We start from the raw sequence: 22,953 nt of genomic DNA on the forward strand, positions 1-22,953 counted from the left end.
CATGGATCATGGAATCCTGAGATCATCGAACATGGGGATTCTTGATGGAGGTCAGTGGGGTTATTTTGAACGCGACATGATAATGGAGAGGGAGTGCCGGCGGATGGGTAAGATCGCCGTCGATCTTCAAAACGTTGCCGGGCGTATCGATGCTTGCCGGTGGGGCGGCAGCTCCTGGCGGGGTGATAGCTCCTGGCGGGGCGGCAGCTCCTGGCGGGGTGATACCTTCTGGCGGGGCGATGGACAACTGGTGAAGAAAATTGCTGTCGGCTGTGAGCCGGAATCCTTTTCCTTCGGGATCGCGGATGTTCCACCAGCGAACGTTTTTCGCGGGTGTGGCGGCAGAGAGGGAACTGAGATGGATGGAGGGCGGGGTGTCGGCGGGATCTTCCGGGGCCGGGCCGTACCAGGATGTTGAATCGAAACCGGGTTGCAGCATCCAGTTCATGCCGAAGTGATCGATGGGATGAAGGAGGGTATCGCCGCGGGTGGTATCGGTTTCGAGTGTTTGTTCGACGAGGAGGTCGCCGGCGGCGTTGACGGTATAGCTGAGGTGGAGCAGGCAGGACAGATCCGGGAGGGTGTATTCGGTGTGTACGATGACCATCCGGCTGCCGGTGCTGGTCGAGAACAATTGGAGGTGCGGCGGGGAAGGAAGGGTGGGGCGCAGACCGTTGGTATCGGTCAGCAGGGGGTAGTGATCCACTTCGTACCGGCGGATCCATCCCGTTTCTTTATCAAATGACAGCAGGAGGCTGGGGGAACTGATGGTAAAGGCATCCCCGCTATCGGAATAGCTGAGCTCGCCGGCAACGGGAACCCGGATATCTCCTCCCCAGGGTTTGAAGCGCAGGGTTTGGCCGGCGAGGGGGGGCCGGGTGCGTGGTCCGTTGCGCCAGACGATCTTCAGAATGGCTTCCTCGCCGGGAGCCGGGGTGCCGAGGGGGAGCCGGACGGTCCGGGGATGACCCGGGGGCAGCTGCAGGCCGGGAATTATTCCTTTTTGCCGGGTCAGGCCGTTGACAAGAAACTGCCATTCGAGCGTTATATTTGTGTAGTTATTTGGAATTGAGTCGTTGGTAATATGAAGGATGCCGGGAGCGGTAAGGGTGGCGTGGATAGGCTGACCGGAGCTCCCCACAGGGATCCCGCAGTAAACCGACAGCAGAAGGGGCAGAAGTTTCTTCATACGCGGGTTGAAGAGTTAGGGAGCCCTGTAATTATAAATAAAAATAAGACATAATCCATGGCTAAAACGATTTAGTTCTTATCTTTATAGTCCAATCTCCCAAAATGAAGAAAGTCTCTATCAGCGACATCGCCCGCAAAGCAGGAGTATCGGTCTCCACGGTCTCTTTTGTTATGAATGATAAGGCCGTGAAAATGCGCATAAGTCGTGAGGTTATCGAAAAGGTGGAGAATGTCGCCCGGGAGATGGGCTACCGGCCCAACCAGCTTGCACGCGGATTGCGGACGGGCAAGACCAAGACCATCGGGCTTATCGTAGAAAATATCGCCAACGCTTTTTTCGCCACGCTGGCGAAGTCCATCGAGGACGAAGCAAAACGGCACGAATACAAAGTGGTTTACTGCAGCACGGATAACGATGAAGAGAAAGCGCGCGAACTGATCAATATGTTATCGCAGCGGCAGGTGGACGGCTATATCATCACGCCGACATTGAATCTTGCCGACGATATCCGCAAACTCCAGGCCGAGAACAAACCGGTGATCCTTATCGACCGTTATTTCCCGCAACACGAAGAGATCCCTGCCGTGCTTGTCGACAACTATGAAGGTGTCGCTCACGGCATGGAGACGCTTATCGCAAAAGGATATCGCAAGATCGCGCTGGTCTCGATCGAAACCGAGATGGCGCATATGAAAGACCGGCTTCATGCCTATTGCGATGTGTTGCGGCGTCACGGCATTCCCGAAGAGAAGAGCCGTGTAAAGATCATTCCTTACAACAGCGATCATGAAAAGGCGCTGAAGGAGGTGGAGACTCTTTTAGCCGGCGCAGGCACCGATATCGATGCCGTCTTTTTCCTCACCAACTATCTGGGAGTACTCGGGATCGAAGTGATAAAGAAGCTGCAGATAAAAGTTCCCGAACAGCTTGCCGTCATCTGTTTTGACGACAACGATATCTTCCGGCTTTATACACCAACCATCTCCGTTATCCGTCAGCCGGTCGAAGAGATCGGCAAGAAAGCGATGCTGGCGCTTGTCGAAAGATTAGGTCATACGGGTGAAGAGAGCTATCCAACCACCAGTTCTGTGCGATTGACTGCCGACCTCGTTGCGCGTGAATCTATTTAGCAAGGTTTAGCTAAAAAAGTATGGAATAGTAAATATATTTACATTACCGTATTGCGTTAATAACCGGGACTAACAATATTGATCCAGGCTGCTGATGTCTGTAGAAAAGATCTATAACGAACACTTGCTTTTGCAACAAATTGCCGAACGCGATGAAAACGCGTTCAAAATGCTTTTTGATCTGTACAAAGACAGACTCTTCCTTTATATTAATGGTATCATCAAATCGAAAGAGGTTTCGGAAGAGATCGTCATGGATGTCTTTCTGAAGATCTGGCTTGGAAAGGAGATCGTGAACCAGATCGAGAACTTTGATGCCTTTCTTTTCCGGGTTGCCTATAATAAGTCCATCGACTTTCTGCGGAGCGCTGCAAGAGACCCCAAGCTGCGCGATCTTGTCTGGCATGAGATGCAGGTTGCCGGTGGAATGAATGCCGACCACCAGGTGATCACCCGGGAATACGAGAAGAAACTTCGCGAGGCCATCGGCCAGCTCTCCCCGCAGCGCCGGCTGGTCTATCAGATGAGCCGGGAAAAGGGTTTTTCCCATCTGGACATCGCCCGGCAGCTCCAACTCTCCAAGCATACAGTAAGTAATCATATCGTTGAATCCCAGAGATTTATACGCTCCTACCTGACCCGGCATCTGGATATTGCCGTAATGGTCTTCTTCCTCCTTCTCAGTGGAAACCAATAATTGATAAATAAAAGTTAACACCCGTTAGTTGTTGCTCTCAAAAAGAGCGTCTTACATAATAACAATTAAAGCGATTGCATAACACATGGGAAATCAGGACCGGAGTGTAGAGCGACTGGATCATCTGATGGAGGGTTACCGTACCAATACCTGTACGCGGGCTGAGATGGAGGAGTTGTTCCAGCTGTTGCGTGAGTTGGATGGAAATGTGCTTCTGCCCAGCCTTCAGGGGCAATGGGAAGAGGCGGGCAGGATGCCGGCGACCGGATCTCCGGACTGGGGAGTGTTGTTCGGGGCGATGATGGATCAGGCCGTGGCGCTGGAACCGATGGGGAAGGCTGCGGTGACCCGCCGGCGGTTGAAACGCCGGATACGTTTGCTTGCTGCTTCGTTTTGTCTGTTATTGTTGTTGGGAGGGTCGGCGATCATCGTGTACCGGATGTCCGGCCGCACCAGGGTTGGGCCTTCCCGGATCTTATCACAAGCCCATCGCTTCAAGAATGATGTTCAGCCCGGCGGCAATAAAGCCATACTTACTCTATCGGATGGGTCTTCGATCGTACTCGACAGTGCGGGTGACGGCACGCTTTCTACGCAGGGCAATACGCGGGTGCTAAAATTAGCAGACGGCCGGCTGGCCTATCGGGCGCTTCATGGCGCCGATGCGGAACCTATTTATAACACCATATCCACTCCGAAGGGTGGCCAATATCAGGTCGAGTTACCGGATGGCAGTAAGGTCTGGCTGGATGCCAATTCTTCCCTGCGATTTCCCACTGCTTTTGGCGGGAAACAGCGGGAAGTGCAGCTTAGCGGAGAAGCGTTCTTCGAGATATCGGGCGATGCCCGGCGTCCTTTCCAGGTTTCGGTCTTCTCGCGTGAGCCCGGCAGGAGTGAAGAGTTGCAGAAGGTTCATGTATTGGGAACCCAGTTCAACGTGATGGCCTATGCCGATGAGCAGCTGGTGAAGACGACGCTGATCGAAGGTGGAGTGATGATCGATGACAAAGCAGCGGTTGCCTCATCTTTGCAGTCTTCATTTGAGCTTAGGCCCGGTGAGCAGGCGCAATTGCACCGGGACCACGCCTCTACCATTCAAGTAGTCAATGACGCCGATGTCGATGCCGCGGTGGCCTGGAAGAACGGCTATTTTGATTTCAATAAGGCGGATATACAAACTATCATGAGACAACTTTCGCGCTGGTATGACATAGAGGTCAGCTTTCGTGGAGAGGCGAGCAGGGACAAGGTGTATTTTGGCGGGCTGCAGCGGAACCTTCCATTGTCATCCGTCTTCAATATCCTCGAGAGGAGTGGAGTGTTGTTCTCGATCGATGGGAAGAAGGTTGTCGTCAATCTATAGGCTTGCACATACACAAATAAACCCGATGGAATGCTTCATTATTTAACCAAACATTGTACAAAAATGCGTCTTATTGCCATTCGTAGACTACTGCCGCACAGGCAGAAGTCATCGCTGACAGCTATGAGAATCGTAAAACTGATTGCGATCATAGTTCTGGGCACCTGCCTGCAGGCGAGTGCCGGTGTCTTTTCTCCAAACATTACTTTTTCGGGTAATAATGTCACCCTTGAGAAAGTTTTTTCAGCCATTCACAAACAGTCGGGCTACCTGGTCTTCTGTGATTACAGTCTGATCCGGGAGGCCAAAAAAGTAAACCTCCATGTAAAGGATGCCACGGTCCAGTCGGTGATGACCGAATGCCTGAAGGATCAGTCGCTTGCCTATGAGATCGTAGACAAGACGATCGTTATCGAGCGGAAGAAGATAGCCGTTGCGGGTGAAGCCGCTCCGGTGCCTCCGCCGATCGATGTCCGTGGCCGGATCACCAATGAAAAGGGTGAGCCGGTGCCTGGCGCTACGGTGGCGGTAAAAGGCAGCAGCAAGGTAGTTGCTACCAACGATAATGGGGATTTTACCCTGACGGGTGTCGATGCCAATGCCACTCTCGTGATCACGAGCATCGGATATGAGCGGGCCGAGATTCCTGTCAATGGGCAGGCTAACCTCACTGTTCAGTTGAAGGTCGGTGCGGCCGCGATGGGAGAACTGGTGGTTACCGCCCTGGGTATCTCCAAGGAAGAGCGGAAGCTGGGTTATGCGGTGACGACGGTAAACGCCGAGCAAATGAACAAGGCCCGCGAGACCAATGTCGCCTTATCGCTTGGCGGCCAGGTGGCCGGTCTGACGGTACATGGCGCCAGCGGTGGTCCCGGCAGCAGTGCGCGGATTCTCCTGCGTGGGATGCCGAGCATGAACTCCGGCGGTTCGCCCTTATTTATCATCAACGGCGTGCCGATGGACAACAGCCAGCGGGGCGCGGCCGGTGAGTGGGGTGGTTCCGACAACGGGGATGGTATCAGCAATATCAACCCGGATGATATCGAGACGATGACCGTTCTGAAAGGCCAGGCGGCGTCTGCACTTTACGGCGCCCGTGCCAGCAATGGGGTCATCATCATCACCACCAAGAGCAGCAAGAAGGGTGCGCCCACGATCGAGTACAACGGGAATGCTCAGTTTGACAGGCCGGTGAACCTTACCGACTACCAATATCAATATGGTCAGGGGCTGCAAGGCGCCAAGCCAACTCAGGCTTCCGGTGCGCTATCCACCAACCGTTTTGCATGGGGTGCCAAGTTGGATGGTTCTCCGACCGTTCAATTTGATGGTAAGACCTATGCTTATTCGGCCGTCAAGGATAATATCAACAATTTTTACCGGACGGGTCCTACCTGGACGAATACCATTTCTGTCGGCTCGGGTAATGACCGCGGAAGTTTCCGGTTGTCGGCTTCGACGTTGAACAACAACTCCATCGTTCGCAACAGCGGTATCGACAGGAGAACGCTCAACCTGAACCTGAACCAGAAGCTCACCGATAAGCTGAGTGTCACGCTTTTTGCCAACTATATCGACGAGCAGGATCATAACCGCAGCCAATTGAGTGATGGACCGGGAAATCCGAACAACTTCCAGTTCCTCGCGCCCAATGTGGATGAACGCATCTTCGCGCCGGGTCAGGATGCGAAGGGCAATGAGATCGTGTTCAGCGATGACAACTATGTTACCAACCCCTGGTTCGTTGTCAAGAATTTCATCAACAGTACGGGTCGTAAACGCCTGATCGGCGCCGGTAGCTTAAAATACAATTTCACGGACTGGTTATATGTCCAGGGCCGGGTGGGTATGGACAAGGAAGACGACCGTATCTTACAGGTCACGCCGACGGGGACCAACTATTCCTTTAACAACCTTGGTAATTCCGGGCAGTTCAACGGACTCACGAACGTGACCACGGCCGAGTATAACTGGGACCTGTTTGCGGGTGTCTCCCACAAGATAACCGATGATCTGAAGTTTGATGCGACTGTCGGTGGCAACAAGAGGACCAATAATTACGAGTACACCCAGATCAACGGTAGTCAGTTCATCGTTCCGTTCATCTATGCGCCGACCAATGTGCTGACCTTCGGCAGGAGCTACTACGTATATAATAAGGAGATCCACTCCGGGTATTATTCCGTGGACCTGAATTACAAGGACTGGCTGCTGCTGAGCACGACGGGTCGTTATGATGCGTTCAGCACCTTCCCCAGCAACAACCGGGGTATCTTCACTCCGTCGGTGTCCGGTGGATTCATCTTCTCACATTTCCTGGATAATACCGCGCTCAATTTCGGTAAGCTTCGTGCGGCCTATGCACAGACCAGCGGCGAGCCGATCGGCGGTCCCAACAACACCAATAGCGGCGCTTATGTGACGCAGGTGTATTATGGCTCCAGCAATGCGTTCAATGGTACGCCTGTAGGTACGCTGAATGGCGCGAACGGCAATGTAGAGAACAACATGCCTGTCGTACCGACGCTGGACCTGCGGCCCTTTACACTGTCGGAACTGGAATTCGGCACCGAGCTGAAATTCTTCAACAGCCGCCTGGGTATCGATGCCGATTACTTCACCCGGAAGACCAAGCATGAGATACAGGCGCAGACCCTGAGCCAATCGACGGGATATACCAGCAGCTATGTGAATACGGGTTCCACTCAAAACAAGGGTGTGGAAGTACAGATCAATGGTACTCCGATAAAGACGCGCGATTTCACCTGGGCGATTGCGTTCAACTATACGCATGTGACGAACAAGATCCTCGAAACGGACAATCTGGGCAGACCTGTAACGCTGGGCACTTATCGTCCCCTGAATGCCAATACGGCCTTTATCAAGGGGATGTCGGGTCCGCAGATCCTTGCTTATGATTATACCTATGATGCAAAGGGAGACAAGATCGTAGATGCCTCCGGCCTGCCTGTCGCTTCCACCAAGCTGACGCCTTTCGGCGGAGTGCTGCCAACCGACTATGGTGGCTTGCGGAACGATTTTACCTATAAGAACATCAACCTCGGGGTCCTGATCGACTACAACTATGGCAACAAGATCCTTTCCGCCACCAGCTATTATACCATCTATCGTGGTTTGAACAAGATGACGCTTGCCGGCCGCGAAGGCGGTATCACGACAGGTGTGGATGCCTCCGGCGCCCAGAACACGGTATCGGCGAGTGCCCAGGACTATTACCAACGCCTGGCCGGTGTCTCCCGCAACAGTGTGTTGAGCGGCGACTATATCAAGCTGCGTCAGGTGACCCTTGGTTACACCTTCACCGGCAAGACGCTTGGGAATATCCCGGTGTTCGAAGCTATCTCGGTTAACCTGGTGGGCCGCAACCTGTTCTATATCTCCAGGAAATCCCAGAATATTGATCCCGAATCGAACTTTGCCACGAGCGTAAAATACGCCGGCATCGAGGGTACCAGTCTGCCTTCGGCCCGGACCTTCGGTATCAATGCAAACTTCAAATTCAAAAAATAGTTGTATGAAGAATAAAAAGAACGTCTTTCTATATATAGGTATGGCGGCCCTGCTGATGATGGGTAGTTGTACGAAGAAATTTGATGCCATCAATACCGATCCGACCCAGGCGACGGCAGATCAATATGACCCTAACCTGTTGCTTTCGTCCCAGCAGATCGAGTATTTCAATGCGACGATGGGCTATAGCGGCGCCTTGCTCCTTCAGAGCATGTGGGTACAGGTGCTGGCATCTGCGGCCTATCCCAGCTATTACAGCAATGGCGACAAATATGTAGCGTCGTCCAACCTGAACAGCTATGACGCCAGCCTTTGGAACCACTGTTACAATTCGGCCAGCTATGCTTTCGAGGTTCAGAATCTGGTAAAGGATAAACCTGAGATGAGCAATCTGAGCGGCATCTCGCTGATCATGGAGCTGCTGGATATCCAGAGCATCACCGACACGTATGGCGATGTTCCGTTCTCCCAGGCGCTGCAGGCGAAGTCCAGCGGCCTCAATAACCCGGTGTACGACACACAGCAGGCGATCTATGCGTCCATGCTGTCCAAGCTGGACTCCGTGATCGCGACGCTGGATGCTTCCAAGGCATTGCCCACTACCGATCTCTTCCCGTATAAGGGCAATATCGCTCAATGGAAGAAGTTTGGCTTCTCCCTGATGCTGAGGATGGCGATGCGGTTGACGAAAGTAGATGCCGCCACTGCCCAGAAGTATGCTGAAAAGGCTTATGCCGGCGGCACCTTCACCAGCACGGCCGATGATGCCTGGGTAACCTTCAACAACGCGAATGGTTACAATAACAATAACACCAGCGCTTACCAGGTGGCCGAGGATTTCTCCGAGGTGAAATGGGGCGCGAACATCATCAAGGCGCTGCAGCTCAGCGGAGACCCCCGGCTTACGGTCATCGCCGAAGTTCCGAGGCCCGGAAAGGACAGCGCGGCCATGGAAAACCTGCAGGGCGATACGAGCTTTGCCGCACAGCTGGGCATGCCCAATGGCTATGACATCAACGGTGGTGCAACGGATATCTCGAAGAGCGCCGGCTATCCCGGCTATACCTTCCATGACAAGGATACCAATGTTACGGGCAAATATTCCCGGCCGTCGATCGGCGAGTATATTTCGCTGAACACTCCTGCTTTTGCGATCAACTATGCGGAGACCGAACTGCTGCTGGCTGAAGCGGCTGCCCGGGGCTGGAGCGTCGGAACATCGGCTTCCGCACACTATGCCAATGGTCTGAAGGCAGCGCTGCAGAGCTATGCTACGCTGAACTCCACCTATGGCAAGATCCCGGATGCAACGATCGCGGCTTATGTGACAACCCATCCGTTGATCACCACGTCGCTGAACATTCAGCTGGCGCAGATCAATACCCAATACTGGCTCACCACCGGCACGCTCTTCGACTTCAACGAAGCCTGGAGCAACTGGCGGCGGAGCGGTTATCCTGTGCTGACACCGGTGACCTATGCCGGCAGCTTCTCGCCGGGAGCCATTCCCAGGAGACAGGCTTATCCTAGTACGGAAGCCTCGACCAACGGGGATAACTACCAGATTGCCGTCGGCAGGCTGGGTGGTGTCGACAACTTCACCGGCCGCGTATGGTGGGATAAATAATGCATCGCATTTTATTAATTATGAACTAAATTTGAACGACAAGACTACGATAAGTAGTCTTGTCGTCTTTTATGAAACGATTGATCTTTCTGTTGCTATTGTCCGTCCGGGCAGGCGCACAAACCCCGCTATTCCAACTCCTCCCCGCCAAAGAGACGGGTATTCACTTCAGCAACGACATCGCCGAAACCGAAGAGCTGAACGTACTTTCTTACGAATATTTTTACAATGGGGGCGGCGTGGCCGTCGGCGATATCAACAACGATGGGTTGCCGGACCTTTTCTTTACGGCAAACAGCAAGCCCTGCAAGCTGTATCTCAACCTGGGCGGAATGAAGTTCAAAGACATCACGGCATCGGCGGGTCTCGAGGGCCGGCCCAACGGCTGGAAGACGGGTGTGACCATGGCGGATGTCAACGGCGACGGCCTGCTCGATATCTATCTCTGCTATTCGGGTAAGAATGCCGCACAGCGAGGCAATCAGCTTTTTATCAACCAGGGCAATCTTCATTTTACCGAACAGGCTGCTGCCTATGGCCTCGACGATTCCGGCTATTGCACCCAGGCCGCCTTCTTTGACTATGATAACGACGGGGACCTTGATCTTTTTCTTTTGCGGCACAGTGTAAAGAAGGTGGACAACATGGAACTGGCCAGTCACCGGGACGAGCTGGACCCGCTTGCGGGGGATAAGCTGTTTGAGAACCAGGGCGGGCATTTTGTCGATGTCTCGAAAAAAGCGGGTCTGCGTCAGAGTCCCCTCACCTACGGGCTGGGGATCGCGATCGCCGATGTCAATAAGGACGGCTGGCCGGATGTATATGTGACGAATGACTACAACGAGCCGGACTATCTCTACCTCAATAATCACAATGGAACCTTTACCGATGCGACGGCCGGTTCCTTCCGCCATCTGGCGCAATTCTCCATGGGTGTCGATATCGCCGATGTCAATAATGACGGATTACCCGACGTGCTCAACCTCGATATGCTGCCGGAAGACAACCGCAGACAAAAATTATTACAGCTGCAGGAGAACTATGAATCTTTTCAGCTGATGACGGGCCAGGGTTTGCAGGAACAATACATGCGGAATATGTTGCAGCTGAACAATGGCGATGGAACGTTCAGCGAGATCGGGCAGCTGGCCGGGATCGCCGCCACCGACTGGAGCTGGTGTCCCCTGCTGGCGGATTTCGACAACGACGGCTACAAGGACCTTTTCATCACCAACGGCTATCTGCGGGACTATACCAACAAAGACTTTCTCCGGTATTGGGGCGACTACAAGATCCGGAAGGCCATGGATCGGGAACCGGTGAAACTGATGGACCTCGTACGGGCCATGCCGGCTTCGACACTGAAGAAATACATTTTTAAAAATAACGGCGACCTCACCTTCACGAATATGCAGACCCAGTGGGGCATCACCCAGACGGCCGTGTCGTCAGGCGCCGTGTATGCCGACCTGGACAATGACGGCGATCTGGACCTCGTGGTCAACAATGTCAACAATGAGGCCTTTGTCTACCGGAATATGAGCAGTGAGCAGGGCAAGGGCAGCTGGCTGGGCGTAAAGCTGGCGGGAAAGGGTGGGAATACGGCCGCCATCGGGGCCAAGGTATATGCGTATGCCGGGGGAAAGGTTCAATATGCGGAGGTGAATCCCGCGCGGGGATATCTTAGCTGTATGCCTGCCGAGGTGCATTTCGGGTTTGGACCGGCTAAGACGGCGGATAGCGTTATCGTCATCTGGCCGGATCAACTGCGTCAGAAGATGGAAGGTGTGGCGTTGAACCAGAAGCTGGTCCTCAAAGAGGCGGGTGCGACTTCCCAGCCCGCGACAGTCGCCGGAATAAAACCGGCGCCGGTGTTTACCTCCGTGGCGCCGCTGATCGACTACAAACAAGAAGGATTCGGCGATAACGATTTTAAGCGTCAGCTGCTGATGTTGTTTATGTTGTCCCGGACGGGACCCGTGATCGCGGCGGGCGATGTCAATAAGGACGGGCGGGAAGACCTTTTTATCAGCGGGGACAAGAGCCGGGCGGGCATGCTTTACCTGCAGCAGGCAGGTGGTAAGCTCACCGCCGCCGGGCAGGGGATCGTTCATGAAGACAGCTCCACGGTGGCGGCGGCAGCGTTTTTCGATGCTAACGGCGATGGCTGGCCGGATCTGTATATTGCCAAAGGCGGTTATTCGCTTTGGGAACCCCATACCTCTGCGTTGCAGGATGAGCTGTGGCTCAACGACGGCAAGGGGAATCTTTTCCCGCAGCGGGGTAGCCTGCCGGATATGAGCGCCGGCAGCAAGTCATGCGTATGCCCCTGTGATTATGATGGGGATGGCGATATCGATCTTTTTGTCGGCGGCCGGGTGATCCCGGGACAATACCCGCAGACCCCCGAAAGTTACTTGCTTACCAACGACGGCAAGGGGCATTTTACCGTGACGACGGCGCCTTTTCAGCATATCGGCATGGTTACGGACGCTCAATGGATCGATCTGGATGGCGACGGCCGGAAAGACCTTGTACTTTGCGGGGAGTTCCTGCCGGTGACGGTCTTTATCAATACGGCAGCCGGTTTTGTCGACAAGACCGCAGACTATTTCGGTCCTGGCGGCTCGCAGGCGGGATTTTGGAATACGCTCACCTTTGCGGATATCGACGGTGACGGCAAGCCCGACCTTATTGCGGGTAATCTGGGTCTGAATAGCTGTGTGAAGATCTCTGCGAAAGAACCGGGCGAACTTTACTATGCGGATTTCGATCATAACGGATCGATCGATCCCTTCTTCAATTTCTATATTCAGGGGGTCAGTTATCCTTTTGTGAGCCGCGATGAGCTGAACGAACAGATGTATCCCATGCGGAAAAAATTTAATTCCTACAAGGACTATTCCAATGCGACGATGAAGGATATCCTCGGCAACGATGAGCTCGACAAGGCCGGTAAACTGACCGTGACCCAGAATAAGACGATGTGCTGGCTTTTCAAGGGCGGTCGTTTTGTCCCTGCGGACCTGCCCCTTCAGGCGCAGTTTGCGCCCGTGACAAAGATACTTACGGGTGATTTTGACCGGGATGGCCATACCGATCTGCTGTTGTTGGGGAATCATTCCGACAACCGGCTGAAGCTTGGCAGTATCGACGCGAATTTCGGGTGTTTGCTGAGGGGAGGGGGGGATGGACATTTCCAGTATTTGTCGCAGCCGGTTTCGGGGTTATCGGTGAAGGGGGATGTGAAATCGGCGATGGAATGCAAAGTCGACGGAAAGAATTATTTGGTTATCGGCGTATCTGATGGAGCGCTGCAATTTTATAGTGAAAAATGAGACGAACTATTCATGCCGGCGGGCTTTTTCTGCTTTTGGCGACCGGGCATTTTGGCTTTGCACAAAAGAGCCGGGACCAGGTGTTGACGGAGTATCTGCGTCCTGCCGTTTTTTCTCTCACGATGGTGATGGTGCATGATGTCGTCAATCCGCCTGCGGCCAGCCGCTATTATGCGTATGTCATGCTGGGGGCTTATGACCTCGTTTCCCAGCATAACCGGAGCCTGATAAGGCCCAATGCGTTTATCCGTAACTATCCGTTTGGCGCTGTTACCCGCGATTCGGGTTATGACTACCGGATCGCTGCGGCCTGGTCTATTTTGGAGTCGGGGAAGGTCATGCTGCCGTCGGGTTATCTGCTGGAGGGAGAGGAGAAGAAATTCCTGCAATTGCTGAAGAAGGGAAAATGGCCGCAGGCGGTGATCGACAGGTCTCTTGCCGCGGGCAGGATGGCCACCGAAAAAGTCGTTGCCTGGTCGAAGGGCGACGGCTACAATCTGCTGAGCACAAAAATTCGATATACCCCGCTAAAAAAGGATTCCACCTGGTATCCCACGCCGCCGGCCTATTTCGAAGCCGTAGAACCCAACTGGCGGATCATCCGGCCGATGCTGGTCGATTCTTCCGATCAATTTATGCCGCCGCCGCTGGCCCATTTCAGCACGGATACGAGCAGTGAGTTCTACCGGCTGGCAAAGGAAGTGTATGCCATTAGCAAGGATACGGGTAAACAGGCGGAGTATGAAAAGACGATCGCGGGTTTCTGGGATTGTAATCCGTTTGCCATCCAGACTTCCGGTCATATGATGATCGGGAATAAGAAGATCAGCCCGGGCGGGCACTGGATGGATATTGCCGCGATCGCGGCGGCGGTGAAAGGGCTGGATTTCGATCGGACCATTACCGCGCAAACTATTGTTGCGGCGACCCTGATGGATGCGTTCATTTGCTGCTGGGATGAGAAATACCGGAGTAACCGGGTCCGGCCGGAGACCTTTATCGACCGGCATATCGATGACCGGTGGCAGCCCTATTTGCAGACGCCGCCTTTCCCCGAATATACGAGCGGTCACAGCGTCATCTCGACCGCCGCGGCGGAGGTGCTCAGTTATCTTTTCGGACCGCAACTGAACTATACCGACAATACGGAGGAACTTTGGGATATCAAGCCCCGCAGCTTTCATTCGTTTAGGCAGGCTGCCGAGGAGGCAGCTATTTCACGTCTATATGGCGGTATTCATTACCGGGACGGTGTCGTCAGTGGCCAGGTGCAGGGAAAGGCCATCGGTGAATATATCGTGGACCGGGTTGAACGGGCGGGTGTAAAGCCGTTATCTCCCCAATAAAATCTGTTTTTGGACCGGGCTTTTTTTGCCGTATTTTCGCAGCAAAATTTTTTGCCCATGAACTTGCATGAATATCAGGCCAAAGAACTACTGAAAAAGTATAATGTACCCGTACAGGAAGGCATCCCGGTAGACAATGCGGGGGCGGCTGAAGAGGCATATAAAAACCTCAAAGTACAGTTTGGAAATAATTTTGCAGTGGTGAAGGCCCAGATCCATGCCGGTGGCCGTGGGAAAGGAAAGATCGAGGGGACGGAACAGCGTGGGGTGGCTGTGGGCAAGAGCGCAGAAGATGTCAAGCAGATTGCGTCCAATATCCTGGGCGGAACCCTGGTAACGATCCAGACCGGTCCCGCGGGGAAGAAGGTAAACAAGGTGCTGATCGCGCAGGATGTTTACTATCCGGGAGCCAATCCCGTCAAGGAATTCTATCTTTCCGTGCTGCTCGACCGGGCGAAGGGGCAGAATGTGATCATGTACAGCACCGAAGGGGGGATGGATATCGAGGAAGTGGCGCACAATACGCCCGACAAGATCTTCAAGGAGTGGGTGCATCCCGGCGGAGGTCTTCAGCCGTTCCAGGCAAGGAAGATCGCTTTCAACCTCGGGCTCAGCGGTGAGGCGTTGAAAAGCTGTGTCAGATTCGTCACCAATCTTTATAATGCGTATGTAGGGCTTGATTGCGCGATGCTCGAGATCAACCCGCTGTTCAAGACCAGCGATGAGAAGATCATTGCCGTCGACTGTAAGATGAACCTCGATGACAATGCCCTGATGCGGCATCCCGACCTGGAGGCGATGCGCGATATCAGCGAGGAAGATCCTACGGAGGTAGAGGCCGGAAAATACAATCTGAATTTTGTCAAGCTGGACGGGAATGTGGGTTGTATGGTCAATGGCGCCGGGCTGGCCATGGCGACTATGGACATGATCAAGCTGAGCGGCGGCGAACCTGCCAACTTCCTGGACGTCGGCGGTACGGCCAATGCCACTACCGTTGAAGCCGGTTTCCGGATCATCCTCAAGGACCCGAAAGTAAAGGCGATATTGATCAATATCTTTGGCGGTATCGTGCGTTGCGACCGGGTAGCTCAGGGGGTTATCGATGCTTATAAATCCATCGGCACTATAAAAGTTCCCATCATTGTAAGGCTGCAAGGCACCAATGCCGAAGAAGCCCAGCAGTTGATCGCTCAGAGCGGCCTCAAGGTTCAGTCCGCCATCCTGCTTAGCGAGGCGGCTGCGCTGGTTAATAAAGCCGTTTCCTGATATGGGGCAAACCATCTTACAGCAAATAGAAGAGACGGTCAGGGCGATTCGGTCGGTGTGCGATAAGAAGCCGTCGATAGGGATCGTCCTGGGTAGCGGTCTTGGTAATCTTTCCACTGAGATCGTGGTTGAAAAGGAGTTGTCCTACGCCGATATCCCGCATTTCCCTGTCTCGACGGTAGAAGGGCATGATGGGAAGCTGATCTTCGGGACGCTGAACGGGCGGCCGGTGGTTACGCTTTCCGGCCGATTCCATTACTATGAGGGGTATACCCCGAATCAGGTGGTCTATCCGATCCGCGTGCTGAAATTCCTTGGGGTGGAGACGCTGCTTCTTTCGAATGCGGCGGGTGGAATGAACAAGGCATTTCGGGTGGGTGATCTGATGATCATCCACGATCATATCAGTTTTTTTGTAGTCAATCCTCTGTTGGGTAAGAACGAGCCGCTTCTGGGGCCGAGGTTCCCGGACATGAGCGAGCCCTATGACCGGCAACTGATCGGCAGGGCGAAGAAGATTGCTGCCGGGTTGGGTATTGCGGTTCATGAGGGTGTTTATGCCGGGGTCACCGGGCCCACTTTCGAGACTCGTGCCGAATACAAGCTGCTGCATATTGCCGGCGGCGATGCCGTCGGGATGAGTACCGTGCAGGAGGTGATTGCCGCCCGTCATCTGGGGATGGCGATATTTGCCATGAGTGTGATCACCGATCTTGGGATCCGCGAGGAAGACAATATCATTACCCATGCGGAGGTGCTGCAAGCGGCCGCGGCTGCGGAGCCCAAGCTGACCGCGCTGTTCAAGGGGTTGATCGCGGAGCTTTAAGGTGGAGGCAAGATTAACGTTTCTTATGCCATCGAATGAGTAAATTGTCCGCAATTTCAGCAGTGAATCTACGCCAGATCATAATCGCAGGAGTCATCCTGATATTGTCTCTATCGGGGACAAGGGCCCTGGCGCAATTGCCGATCGGCGGCCGGTTTGGGAATATCGGCTCGGGCGCAGGTGGCGGAAAGGACAGCCTGCAACACCGCAAGGAAGATACGATCACCATCAACTTTCGCTATCTCGACTCCAGCAAGCTATACCAACTCGATTCCTCGATCCTTGACCTGGGGCGGAAACTACCGTTGCGCTCCAGTTGGATCAACCTCGGGAACAATGGGACGGCTGCACGGCCGCTGGTCTTCACTCCGAGGATGCAGTCGGGTTGGGATCCGGGCTGGCATGCTTACGATCTCTATACGTTTACCGTTGACGAGACGAAGATGTTCCATACCACCAAACCTTATACGGAGCTGGGGTTCTTTCTGGCGACCAGGGGAGAACAGAATATCGATGTCTTTCATACGCGGAATATCCGGCCCAACTGGAATTATTCCTTTCAGTACCGGCTGATCAATGCGCCCGGCACCTTTCAGAACCAGAATACCAATCACAATAATTACCGGTTCACCTCCTGGTATCAGTCGAGGAACAAGCGGTATCAGAACTTTTTTATCCTGACTGCGAGCGTACTGGGCTCCTCGGAGAATGGCGGGTTGCAGAACCCGAAGGACCTGGACTCGATACAGTACAGCAACCAGGCGACCCTCCCGGTACAACTAGGGCAAAACCTGGTGCAGCCTTCCGGCAACTTCTTCTCGTCGAAGATCTCGACGGGAACAAAATATTCGACTGCCACCTTCCTGATGCGGCAGCAATATGATCTTGGCCAGAAGGATTCGATCGTGACGGATTCGTCGGTGATCCCGCTGTTCTATCCACGGTTGCGCCTCGAGCATACGATGGCCTACAGCACGTATCACTACCGCTTTTTCGATCTGGCGCAACCGCCGTCGTATGCGCTGGATTCGGCGTACTATGCGGATAAGCTTGGGCTGGCGAGGATACAGGCCGTCACCGACAGCATTTGGCGTCAGGATAACTGGCGTAATTTCTCGAATGACTTCAGCTTCTATACCTTCCCGGATGCGAAGAACCCGCAGCAGTTTCTCAAGCTGGGGGCTACGCTGGAGTTGCTGACCGGGAATTTCGACACCACGACGAAGGGTGATCTGATCACGGCGCATAAGCTAAACACTCAGAATGTCTTTGCGCATGGGGAATACCGGAACCGGACGAGGAATCAGAAATGGGATATCGAGGCCAATGGCCGGCTTTATCTTAACGGGCTCGATGCGGGGGATTACAATGCCTATATCAGCCTGAAGCGGCTGATCAGCCGGCAGGTGGGATATTTCCAGGCGGGGTTTGAGAACGCCAACCGGACGCCCGGCTTTGTTTTTGACCGGGCCAGCAGCTTTAACAACGATACCGCGTCCCAGCACAGCGGCTTCAACAAGGAGAATACGACCCATCTTTTCGCGTCGCTGGAGCGGCCGCAGCATCATCTTCTGCTCAGCGCGTCCTATTACCTGATGACCAACTACTCGTATTTCCACGACTATTATAAGGAAGCGCAGGCGCCCGTGTTCAACATCCTGCAGGTGTCGGTGAGGAAGCAGTTTACGCTTTACCGGCATTGGAAATGGCGGACCAACACGACGATCCAGCAGGTAGCCGGTTCGTCGCCCGTGCATGTTCCGCTGATCGTTTCGATCAACCAGGTCGGGTACGACGGGAATTTCGGGCTCAAGAACCTGGTGCTCAGCTTTGGCACCGAGCTTCGGTATATCAGCCCGTATAAAGCCGATGGGTATTCGCCCGGGGTGGGTCAGTTCTTCAGTCAGAATTCCACCGTGAGCCAAAAATTGCCGGATCTCACGCTTTATCTGCATATGCGGATACGCAGCTTTACGGCTTACCTGCGGGGTGAGAATGTCAATGCGATCGCCTTTGCGCCGCATGGGTTTGGCTTTTACAACAATAACTTCGTAGCCCCGAACTATCCTTCGCCGGGGCTGATCATCCGTTTTGGATTTTACTGGGGATTCATCAATTAGTCAGGCATTTGGCCGGCAGGAGGGAAGCTTTGTCGGACCGCAAGCGGTCCAGTTTGTAAAGCGCTAATGTCGGGCCTTCGGCCGCCGGACCTAGCAGTCCGGCTCGTCGCAGGGCGCGTCTTCCATTTCCACCTCGAGGGTTGCGTGCTGGATGTTGAGATGGAGCAATTCGTGTTTGATGTCGTGTTTTAGCTGTTCGGCGTATTCCAGGGTGCATTCGCGGTCGACGACGAGATGGGCCGTCAGGGCGTTTTCCGTCGTGCTGATTGCCCAGACGTGGATATGATGAAAGTCTATTACGCCTTTCTTTTTGGCGATGGCGTCGCGGATCTTTTTGATCTCGATCCCTTCGGGCACTCCATCGAGGGAGAGGCGGAGGCTGTCGCGCAGCAGTCGCCAGGTGCTGAAGAGGATGATGATGGCGACGAGGAGGCTCAGGGCCGCGTCGATCCGGAACATATTTGTATAGAAGATGATCAGCCCGCCTATGACGAGGGCGGCTGAAACGATCGCATCCGACATCAGGTGGAGAAAGGCGCTGCGGACGTTGAGGTCGTTCTCTTTACTACGGAAGAAGAGCATGGCGGTCAGTGCGTTGATGGCGATGCCGATGGCCGCAACGATGGAGATGACCTTTCCCGGGAGGGGTTCGGGGTTGACCAGCCGGCGGATGGCCTCGTAGCCGATGGCGCCGAGGGACAGCAGCAGGATGGCGGCATTGAGGAGGGCGACGAGGATCGTCGTCTTCTTATAGCCGTAAGTATATTTTTCGTTGGGTTTTACTTTAAGCAGGCGGATGGCCATGAGGGACATGGCCAGGGAAGCCACGTCGGCGAGGTTGTGGCCGGCATCGGAGAGCAGGGAGAGGGAATTGATGCTGAGCCCTACGATCACTTCGATGATGACAAATGCAAAGTTCAGCACGATGCCGATGACAAAGGCGCGGTTCACCTCTTTCAGATTGACCGGATGGTGATGATGACCAAAACCGTGGCTGTGGGAGTGGTCATGGTCATGGGTATGCGCGTGGGCGTGATCGTGCGTGTGTGCCATTGGGGGGATTTTTAACGGTAGTCGTCGCGGGCGGGTGCGAAGGAGTCGATGACCTTGCAGTCCGTCAAGGCGTAGGCGGAATGGGGGACATGCGAGGGGATGACATGGACGGTGCCGGACTTCATCAGATATTTTTCGCCACCGATGACCATTTCCAGTTCGCCTTCTACGATATAGGTTATCTGTTCGTGGACATGGTGGTGTTCAGGGGAGGTATGGCCTTGTTTGATATCCCAAAACACGAGCGAACTGGTGGCGCCATGGACCATTTTTCCGAAGAATCCCGGAAGGGTCTGTTTTGCAGGAATATCATTGAGATTTTGCATTTGTCGATTTTTCCCGAAGGTACATAAATGTGTGGATAAGTGGATAAACCGGGTTATGAGTCCGGGGGAATTTGCTGTACACTTGTTGCAAATCCATTCTAATGAAAGCAATCGTAACCCTAACCATGGCCGTAGTGGCCTTATCTCCGGTCTATTCCCAAACAGAGACCTCTTCTTCTTTTCCTGCCGTCATCGATTCGGTGCTGCGCGATTTCCCAAACAATCTTCGGAACATTACCGGTGACCTGGTGCTTGCGCAGGGTGAGTTCGAGAATTATGTTTCGACGGTGGCGCTTCCCGGGGCGGAAAGCTGTACGATCACCCGGTGGCATTCCATCGATGATACGACCGCCAGCTGGCAGGCCCGGATGTTCGAAGGCGATGACTATGGGGAAGCATCAAAACGGTATCGCGAGCTTTTTCGCCAGTTGCAGGGTTGTTATCTGAAGCTGGTGGACGACAGTGTCTTTTATCTGACGGGCGACTGGGAGCCGGCGAAGGAAGAAGCGGCGTTTACGACGTCTACGCTGCGGGTAGCGACGGGTGACTGGCGATACCGGGAGGTGAAGGTTGAAGTGGAGTTGGTGTATCTGATCACCGACTGGGCGGTGCACATCAACATCGTCAGCAAGAAGCGCGACGATGAAGTTGGCGGCAGCGATGAGACAGCGACGACACACGACGCTAGAAGGTAGCTTTTATGGCGCCGCCGTCGACGGGAATCGTAGCGCCGGAGATGTAACCGGCGAGGGGGCTGGCGAGAAAGGCCACCAGGGCACCCAGCTCCTCCGGCTTCCCCATGCGGCCGAGGGGAACATCCTTTGTGCGTTGTGCCTGTTTTTCTTCGATGGAGAGCTCCGGGCTCCCAGAAGCGAGCATATGTCTTAACCGGTCGGTAAGGATCATGCCCGGTGCGATATTGTTGACGGTGATCTTGTCGGGACCCAGTTCGACGGAGAGCATTTTTGCCATTCCGATGACGCCGAGGCGCAGGCTTGTCGACAGGACGGAGTCGGGCATCCAGGTTTTTACGGTAAGGCTGACGATATTGATGATCCGGCCGCTGCCGGTGGGGCGCATATGCGGTACGACGAGGCGGGAAAAGCGTACGGCGCTGAGCAGGGTCAGATCGAAGGCCGACTGCCAGGCCGTGTCGTCAAAGGTTTCGAATTTGCCGAAGGGGGGGCCGCCGGCGTTGTTGACGAGGATATCGATCTTTCCGAAGGTGGTTGCGGCGGTGTTGACCATGTCCGCCACCTGTTGCGCGTTGGTTACGTCGACGGGGAGGGCGAGTACGCGGCCTTTGCCCAGGCTGCGCAGTTGGGTGGCCGTTGCTTCCAGTGTCTGTTTATCGCGCGCGCCGATGATGACGTCGGCACCTTCCGCTACGAGGGCGGCGGCGCAGGCTTTGCCGAGGCCTTTGCTGGCGGCGAGGATGAGGGCGGTTTTCCCGGTGAGTTGTAAATCCATAGCTTTGTACAAAGATGGAAAAAATATTACAGATAATTGCGGTGTTTGTTCTGATGATGTTGGTCATTCACCGATTTATCCGTGGCCGGGAGCCGGCTTATCGGCCGTATAACTATCTAAGCCGGCTTCGGCCGCCGTTGGCGATGGAGATTGGCGGGCGGTTGGTTGCCGCGGTCTTCCAGGTGGGGCAGGTTGAAACATTGCTTGTGGACGAAGCCAGGCAGCTGCTTTTTTCCTACAATGCGGCGGGCAGTCTGACCATTCACCGGCGGAAAGGGGAAGAAGGGCTAAAAGAGATGCAGTGGCTGGCCGCGCCGCTGGATTGTACCGGGATGGCCCTGGACCCGGAGGATGGAAGGCTTTATCTCGAAGCGGGTGGATTTCTTTTTGTTTTCGGGCGATGATCAGCGTATTGGCGGTGATCGGCGTTGGAAGAAGCCTACGCTGCCGCCGACCCATTCCTTGTCTTTATTGTAGTTGACACCGATCATCTTGCCTTTGCTGAGGCGGGCCAGGTTGAGGGCGAGGGTGGGGCGGGGTGCGCCGTCTTTCCAGAGGTACATCATGCGGATCTCGGCTTTGGCGGGGCCGTCTGGGGTGGCGATGACCTCGGCATATTTGACCTTCCGCTGCAGGATCCAGTTGGCCGGATCGGGGACATCCAGGTCTTCGGGCCGGACGTCGATGATCACTCCCTGACCGGCAAAAGAGAACAACGGTTTAAGGACATAATTCTCCAGGTCGGCGGGTGGCTGGGTCAGTTCGTTCAGGAAGAAGGTGGGTGGGACAAAGGGGTGACGGAGAAAGGGGAGGGTGAATTTGCTGATGCGATAGAACCAGTTGGGGTGGGCCACCCATTCCACGTCGAGTTCCTGCCGGATATCGACATACCCGGGTGGCAGTGTGGCCGCCGCGGCATGCAGTTCGTCAAAGATGAGGCGGTTGTAGATGCGGCGGATCAGGGTCTTTTTACCGGTGGCGGGATGTATATAGTAGAGTTTTTTTCCTTCCTGAATGAGTTCGGTCAGGCATATTGGTTGGATGCCCAGGTAGTCGCGCGTGCAGTAGAAATCGATGCGGGTCTTTTGTTCGTGTGGTTTTATCTCCAGCAGGATCACTTCCTCGGGGGTGCAGCTGCCCAGGATGGTTTCGCGCAGGAGGGTGAGGTAGTTGTCTTTATCCAGGCCATTGAGAAACTGGCTGTAGTCGTCGGGGATGGAGAAATGGCGCCGGAGCACTTCGGGGTAATACACCTGGAAGCCGTAAAGGCTGGCGAAGCCCTGCATCTCGATGAGCTGGGGTTGCCAGCCGCCCCGGCCATCCTCGCAGATGGCGAAGTCGAAGACCAGGAAGTGTGGATGATCGTTCTCCCGGGCTACGCGATCCTGTTGCGGGATGGCGCGTTCGGTCCATTCGCGGAATTTTTCTTCAAGGATGAGATCGATGACCTGTTCACCCGCTTCCGAGAGCTGCGCGGCAAAACCGGCGGGTATGAATACGGGGGTCTCGGCGATGCGGAATTGGATGGCGCCGGGATAGCGACTGTTCAGATCGGTGAGAAATTCTTCATAGCGTTGCCGGGTGAATGCCTTGTTAAAGGCTTGCCGCAGTGCAGGTACCATTGGGAGGCTTTTGCCGGAAGTTACGCAAAACCGCCGATATCCG

General features: G+C 54.5%; 17 protein-coding genes. 12 read left to right on the forward strand and 5 right to left on the reverse strand.

Features of this window, described 5'->3' with window-relative positions; genetic code table 11:
• Positions 1 to 22: 22 nt before the first annotated feature.
• On the reverse strand, positions 23 to 1,189 hold the full coding sequence (locus tag VGM48_RS00945; RefSeq protein WP_331575669.1) for a hypothetical protein: 1,167 nt from the start codon (positions 1,187 to 1,189) through the stop codon (positions 23 to 25).
• Positions 1,190 to 1,293: 104 nt separating this feature from the next.
• Here VGM48_RS00945 and VGM48_RS00950 point away from each other — a divergent pair, with 104 nt between their 5' ends.
• From VGM48_RS00950 to VGM48_RS00995, 10 genes are all read left to right on the forward strand, one after another.
• Positions 1,294 to 2,322, forward strand: coding sequence for a LacI family DNA-binding transcriptional regulator (locus VGM48_RS00950; RefSeq protein WP_331575671.1), 1,029 nt, complete (start codon positions 1,294 to 1,296; stop codon positions 2,320 to 2,322).
• A gap of 94 nt (positions 2,323 to 2,416) precedes the next feature.
• Entirely contained in the window at positions 2,417 to 3,019 is a 603-nt protein-coding gene (locus tag VGM48_RS00955; RefSeq protein WP_331575673.1) for an RNA polymerase sigma-70 factor, read from the forward strand.
• 85 nt (positions 3,020 to 3,104) lie between these two features.
• Positions 3,105 to 4,382 carry a FecR family protein gene (locus VGM48_RS00960; protein ID WP_331575675.1) on the forward strand — a complete coding sequence of 426 codons (1,278 nt, stop codon included), beginning with the start codon at positions 3,105 to 3,107 and terminating at the stop codon, positions 4,380 to 4,382.
• A gap of 123 nt (positions 4,383 to 4,505) precedes the next feature.
• Complete coding sequence (locus tag VGM48_RS00965; protein WP_331575677.1) at positions 4,506 to 7,913, forward strand: SusC/RagA family TonB-linked outer membrane protein; 3,408 nt, start codon at positions 4,506 to 4,508, stop codon at positions 7,911 to 7,913.
• 4 nt (positions 7,914 to 7,917) lie between these two features.
• On the forward strand, positions 7,918 to 9,540 hold the full coding sequence (locus VGM48_RS00970; RefSeq protein WP_331575679.1) for a SusD/RagB family nutrient-binding outer membrane lipoprotein: 1,623 nt from the start codon (positions 7,918 to 7,920) through the stop codon (positions 9,538 to 9,540).
• A gap of 71 nt (positions 9,541 to 9,611) precedes the next feature.
• Positions 9,612 to 12,878: a VCBS repeat-containing protein gene (locus VGM48_RS00975; protein WP_331575681.1), complete on the forward strand. Its 3,267-nt coding sequence runs from the start codon at positions 9,612 to 9,614 to the stop codon at positions 12,876 to 12,878.
• Positions 12,875 to 14,224: a vanadium-dependent haloperoxidase gene (locus VGM48_RS00980; protein ID WP_331575683.1), complete on the forward strand. Its 1,350-nt coding sequence runs from the start codon at positions 12,875 to 12,877 to the stop codon at positions 14,222 to 14,224. Before VGM48_RS00975 ends, VGM48_RS00980 begins: the two co-directional genes overlap by 4 nt.
• A 57-nt stretch (positions 14,225 to 14,281) precedes the next feature.
• Entirely contained in the window at positions 14,282 to 15,493 is a 1,212-nt protein-coding gene (gene sucC / locus VGM48_RS00985) for an ADP-forming succinate--CoA ligase subunit beta (RefSeq protein ID WP_331575685.1), read from the forward strand.
• A 1-nt stretch (position 15,494) separates the two neighbouring features.
• Positions 15,495 to 16,319, forward strand: coding sequence for a purine-nucleoside phosphorylase (locus VGM48_RS00990; RefSeq protein WP_331575687.1), 825 nt, complete (start codon positions 15,495 to 15,497; stop codon positions 16,317 to 16,319).
• Positions 16,320 to 16,381: 62 nt separating this feature from the next.
• Positions 16,382 to 18,439, forward strand: coding sequence for a putative porin (locus tag VGM48_RS00995; protein WP_331575689.1), 2,058 nt, complete (start codon positions 16,382 to 16,384; stop codon positions 18,437 to 18,439).
• A 90-nt stretch (positions 18,440 to 18,529) separates the two neighbouring features.
• Here VGM48_RS00995 and VGM48_RS01000 read toward each other — a convergent pair whose 3' ends face one another.
• On the reverse strand, positions 18,530 to 19,492 hold the full coding sequence (locus VGM48_RS01000) for a cation diffusion facilitator family transporter (protein ID WP_331575691.1): 963 nt from the start codon (positions 19,490 to 19,492) through the stop codon (positions 18,530 to 18,532).
• A gap of 11 nt (positions 19,493 to 19,503) precedes the next feature.
• Positions 19,504 to 19,818 (reverse strand): cupin domain-containing protein, encoded by a 315-nt coding sequence (locus tag VGM48_RS01005; protein WP_331575693.1) that lies wholly within the window; start codon positions 19,816 to 19,818, stop codon positions 19,504 to 19,506.
• A gap of 101 nt (positions 19,819 to 19,919) precedes the next feature.
• Here VGM48_RS01005 and VGM48_RS01010 point away from each other — a divergent pair, with 101 nt between their 5' ends.
• Entirely contained in the window at positions 19,920 to 20,513 is a 594-nt protein-coding gene (locus VGM48_RS01010; RefSeq protein ID WP_331575695.1) for a hypothetical protein, read from the forward strand.
• Here VGM48_RS01010 and VGM48_RS01015 read toward each other — a convergent pair.
• Positions 20,503 to 21,288: an SDR family oxidoreductase gene (locus VGM48_RS01015; RefSeq protein WP_331575697.1), complete on the reverse strand. Its 786-nt coding sequence runs from the start codon at positions 21,286 to 21,288 to the stop codon at positions 20,503 to 20,505. The two genes, VGM48_RS01010 and VGM48_RS01015, sit on opposite strands and share 11 nt — an antisense overlap.
• Before the next feature lie 14 nt (positions 21,289 to 21,302).
• Here VGM48_RS01015 and VGM48_RS01020 point away from each other — a divergent pair, with 14 nt between their 5' ends.
• Positions 21,303 to 21,692 (forward strand): hypothetical protein, encoded by a 390-nt coding sequence (locus VGM48_RS01020; RefSeq protein WP_331575699.1) that lies wholly within the window; start codon positions 21,303 to 21,305, stop codon positions 21,690 to 21,692.
• Here VGM48_RS01020 and VGM48_RS01025 read toward each other — a convergent pair whose 3' ends face one another.
• Complete coding sequence (locus VGM48_RS01025; RefSeq protein ID WP_331575700.1) at positions 21,693 to 22,910, reverse strand: hypothetical protein; 1,218 nt, start codon at positions 22,908 to 22,910, stop codon at positions 21,693 to 21,695.
• Positions 22,911 to 22,953 lie beyond the last annotated feature (43 nt).

Origin of the sequence: Puia sp., assembly GCF_036500295.1 — a bacterium.
Lineage (GTDB): Bacteria > Bacteroidota > Bacteroidia > Chitinophagales > Chitinophagaceae > Puia.

Bases quoted from the DNA above. Each gene is read 5' to 3' on its own strand.
- VGM48_RS00980 (WP_331575683.1), top strand. From the start codon at position 12,875: ATGAGACGAACTATTCATGCCGGCGGGCTTTTTCTGCTTTTGGCGACC.
- VGM48_RS00955 (WP_331575673.1), top strand. From the start codon at position 2,417: ATGTCTGTAGAAAAGATCTATAACGAACACTTGCTTTTGCAACAAATT.
- VGM48_RS01015 (WP_331575697.1), bottom strand. From the start codon at position 21,288: ATGGATTTACAACTCACCGGGAAAACCGCCCTCATCCTCGCCGCCAGC.
- sucC (WP_331575685.1), top strand. From the start codon at position 14,282: ATGAACTTGCATGAATATCAGGCCAAAGAACTACTGAAAAAGTATAAT.
- VGM48_RS00965 (WP_331575677.1), top strand. From the start codon at position 4,506: ATGAGAATCGTAAAACTGATTGCGATCATAGTTCTGGGCACCTGCCTG.
- VGM48_RS01005 (WP_331575693.1), bottom strand. From the start codon at position 19,818: ATGCAAAATCTCAATGATATTCCTGCAAAACAGACCCTTCCGGGATTC.
- VGM48_RS01010 (WP_331575695.1), top strand. From the start codon at position 19,920: ATGAAAGCAATCGTAACCCTAACCATGGCCGTAGTGGCCTTATCTCCG.
- VGM48_RS00975 (WP_331575681.1), top strand. From the start codon at position 9,612: ATGAAACGATTGATCTTTCTGTTGCTATTGTCCGTCCGGGCAGGCGCA.
- VGM48_RS00990 (WP_331575687.1), top strand. From the start codon at position 15,495: ATGGGGCAAACCATCTTACAGCAAATAGAAGAGACGGTCAGGGCGATT.
- VGM48_RS00960 (WP_331575675.1), top strand. From the start codon at position 3,105: ATGGGAAATCAGGACCGGAGTGTAGAGCGACTGGATCATCTGATGGAG.
- VGM48_RS00950 (WP_331575671.1), top strand. From the start codon at position 1,294: ATGAAGAAAGTCTCTATCAGCGACATCGCCCGCAAAGCAGGAGTATCG.
- VGM48_RS01020 (WP_331575699.1), top strand. From the start codon at position 21,303: ATGGAAAAAATATTACAGATAATTGCGGTGTTTGTTCTGATGATGTTG.
- VGM48_RS01000 (WP_331575691.1), bottom strand. From the start codon at position 19,492: ATGGCACACACGCACGATCACGCCCACGCGCATACCCATGACCATGAC.
- VGM48_RS00945 (WP_331575669.1), bottom strand. From the start codon at position 1,189: ATGAAGAAACTTCTGCCCCTTCTGCTGTCGGTTTACTGCGGGATCCCT.
- VGM48_RS00970 (WP_331575679.1), top strand. From the start codon at position 7,918: ATGAAGAATAAAAAGAACGTCTTTCTATATATAGGTATGGCGGCCCTG.
- VGM48_RS01025 (WP_331575700.1), bottom strand. From the start codon at position 22,910: ATGGTACCTGCACTGCGGCAAGCCTTTAACAAGGCATTCACCCGGCAA.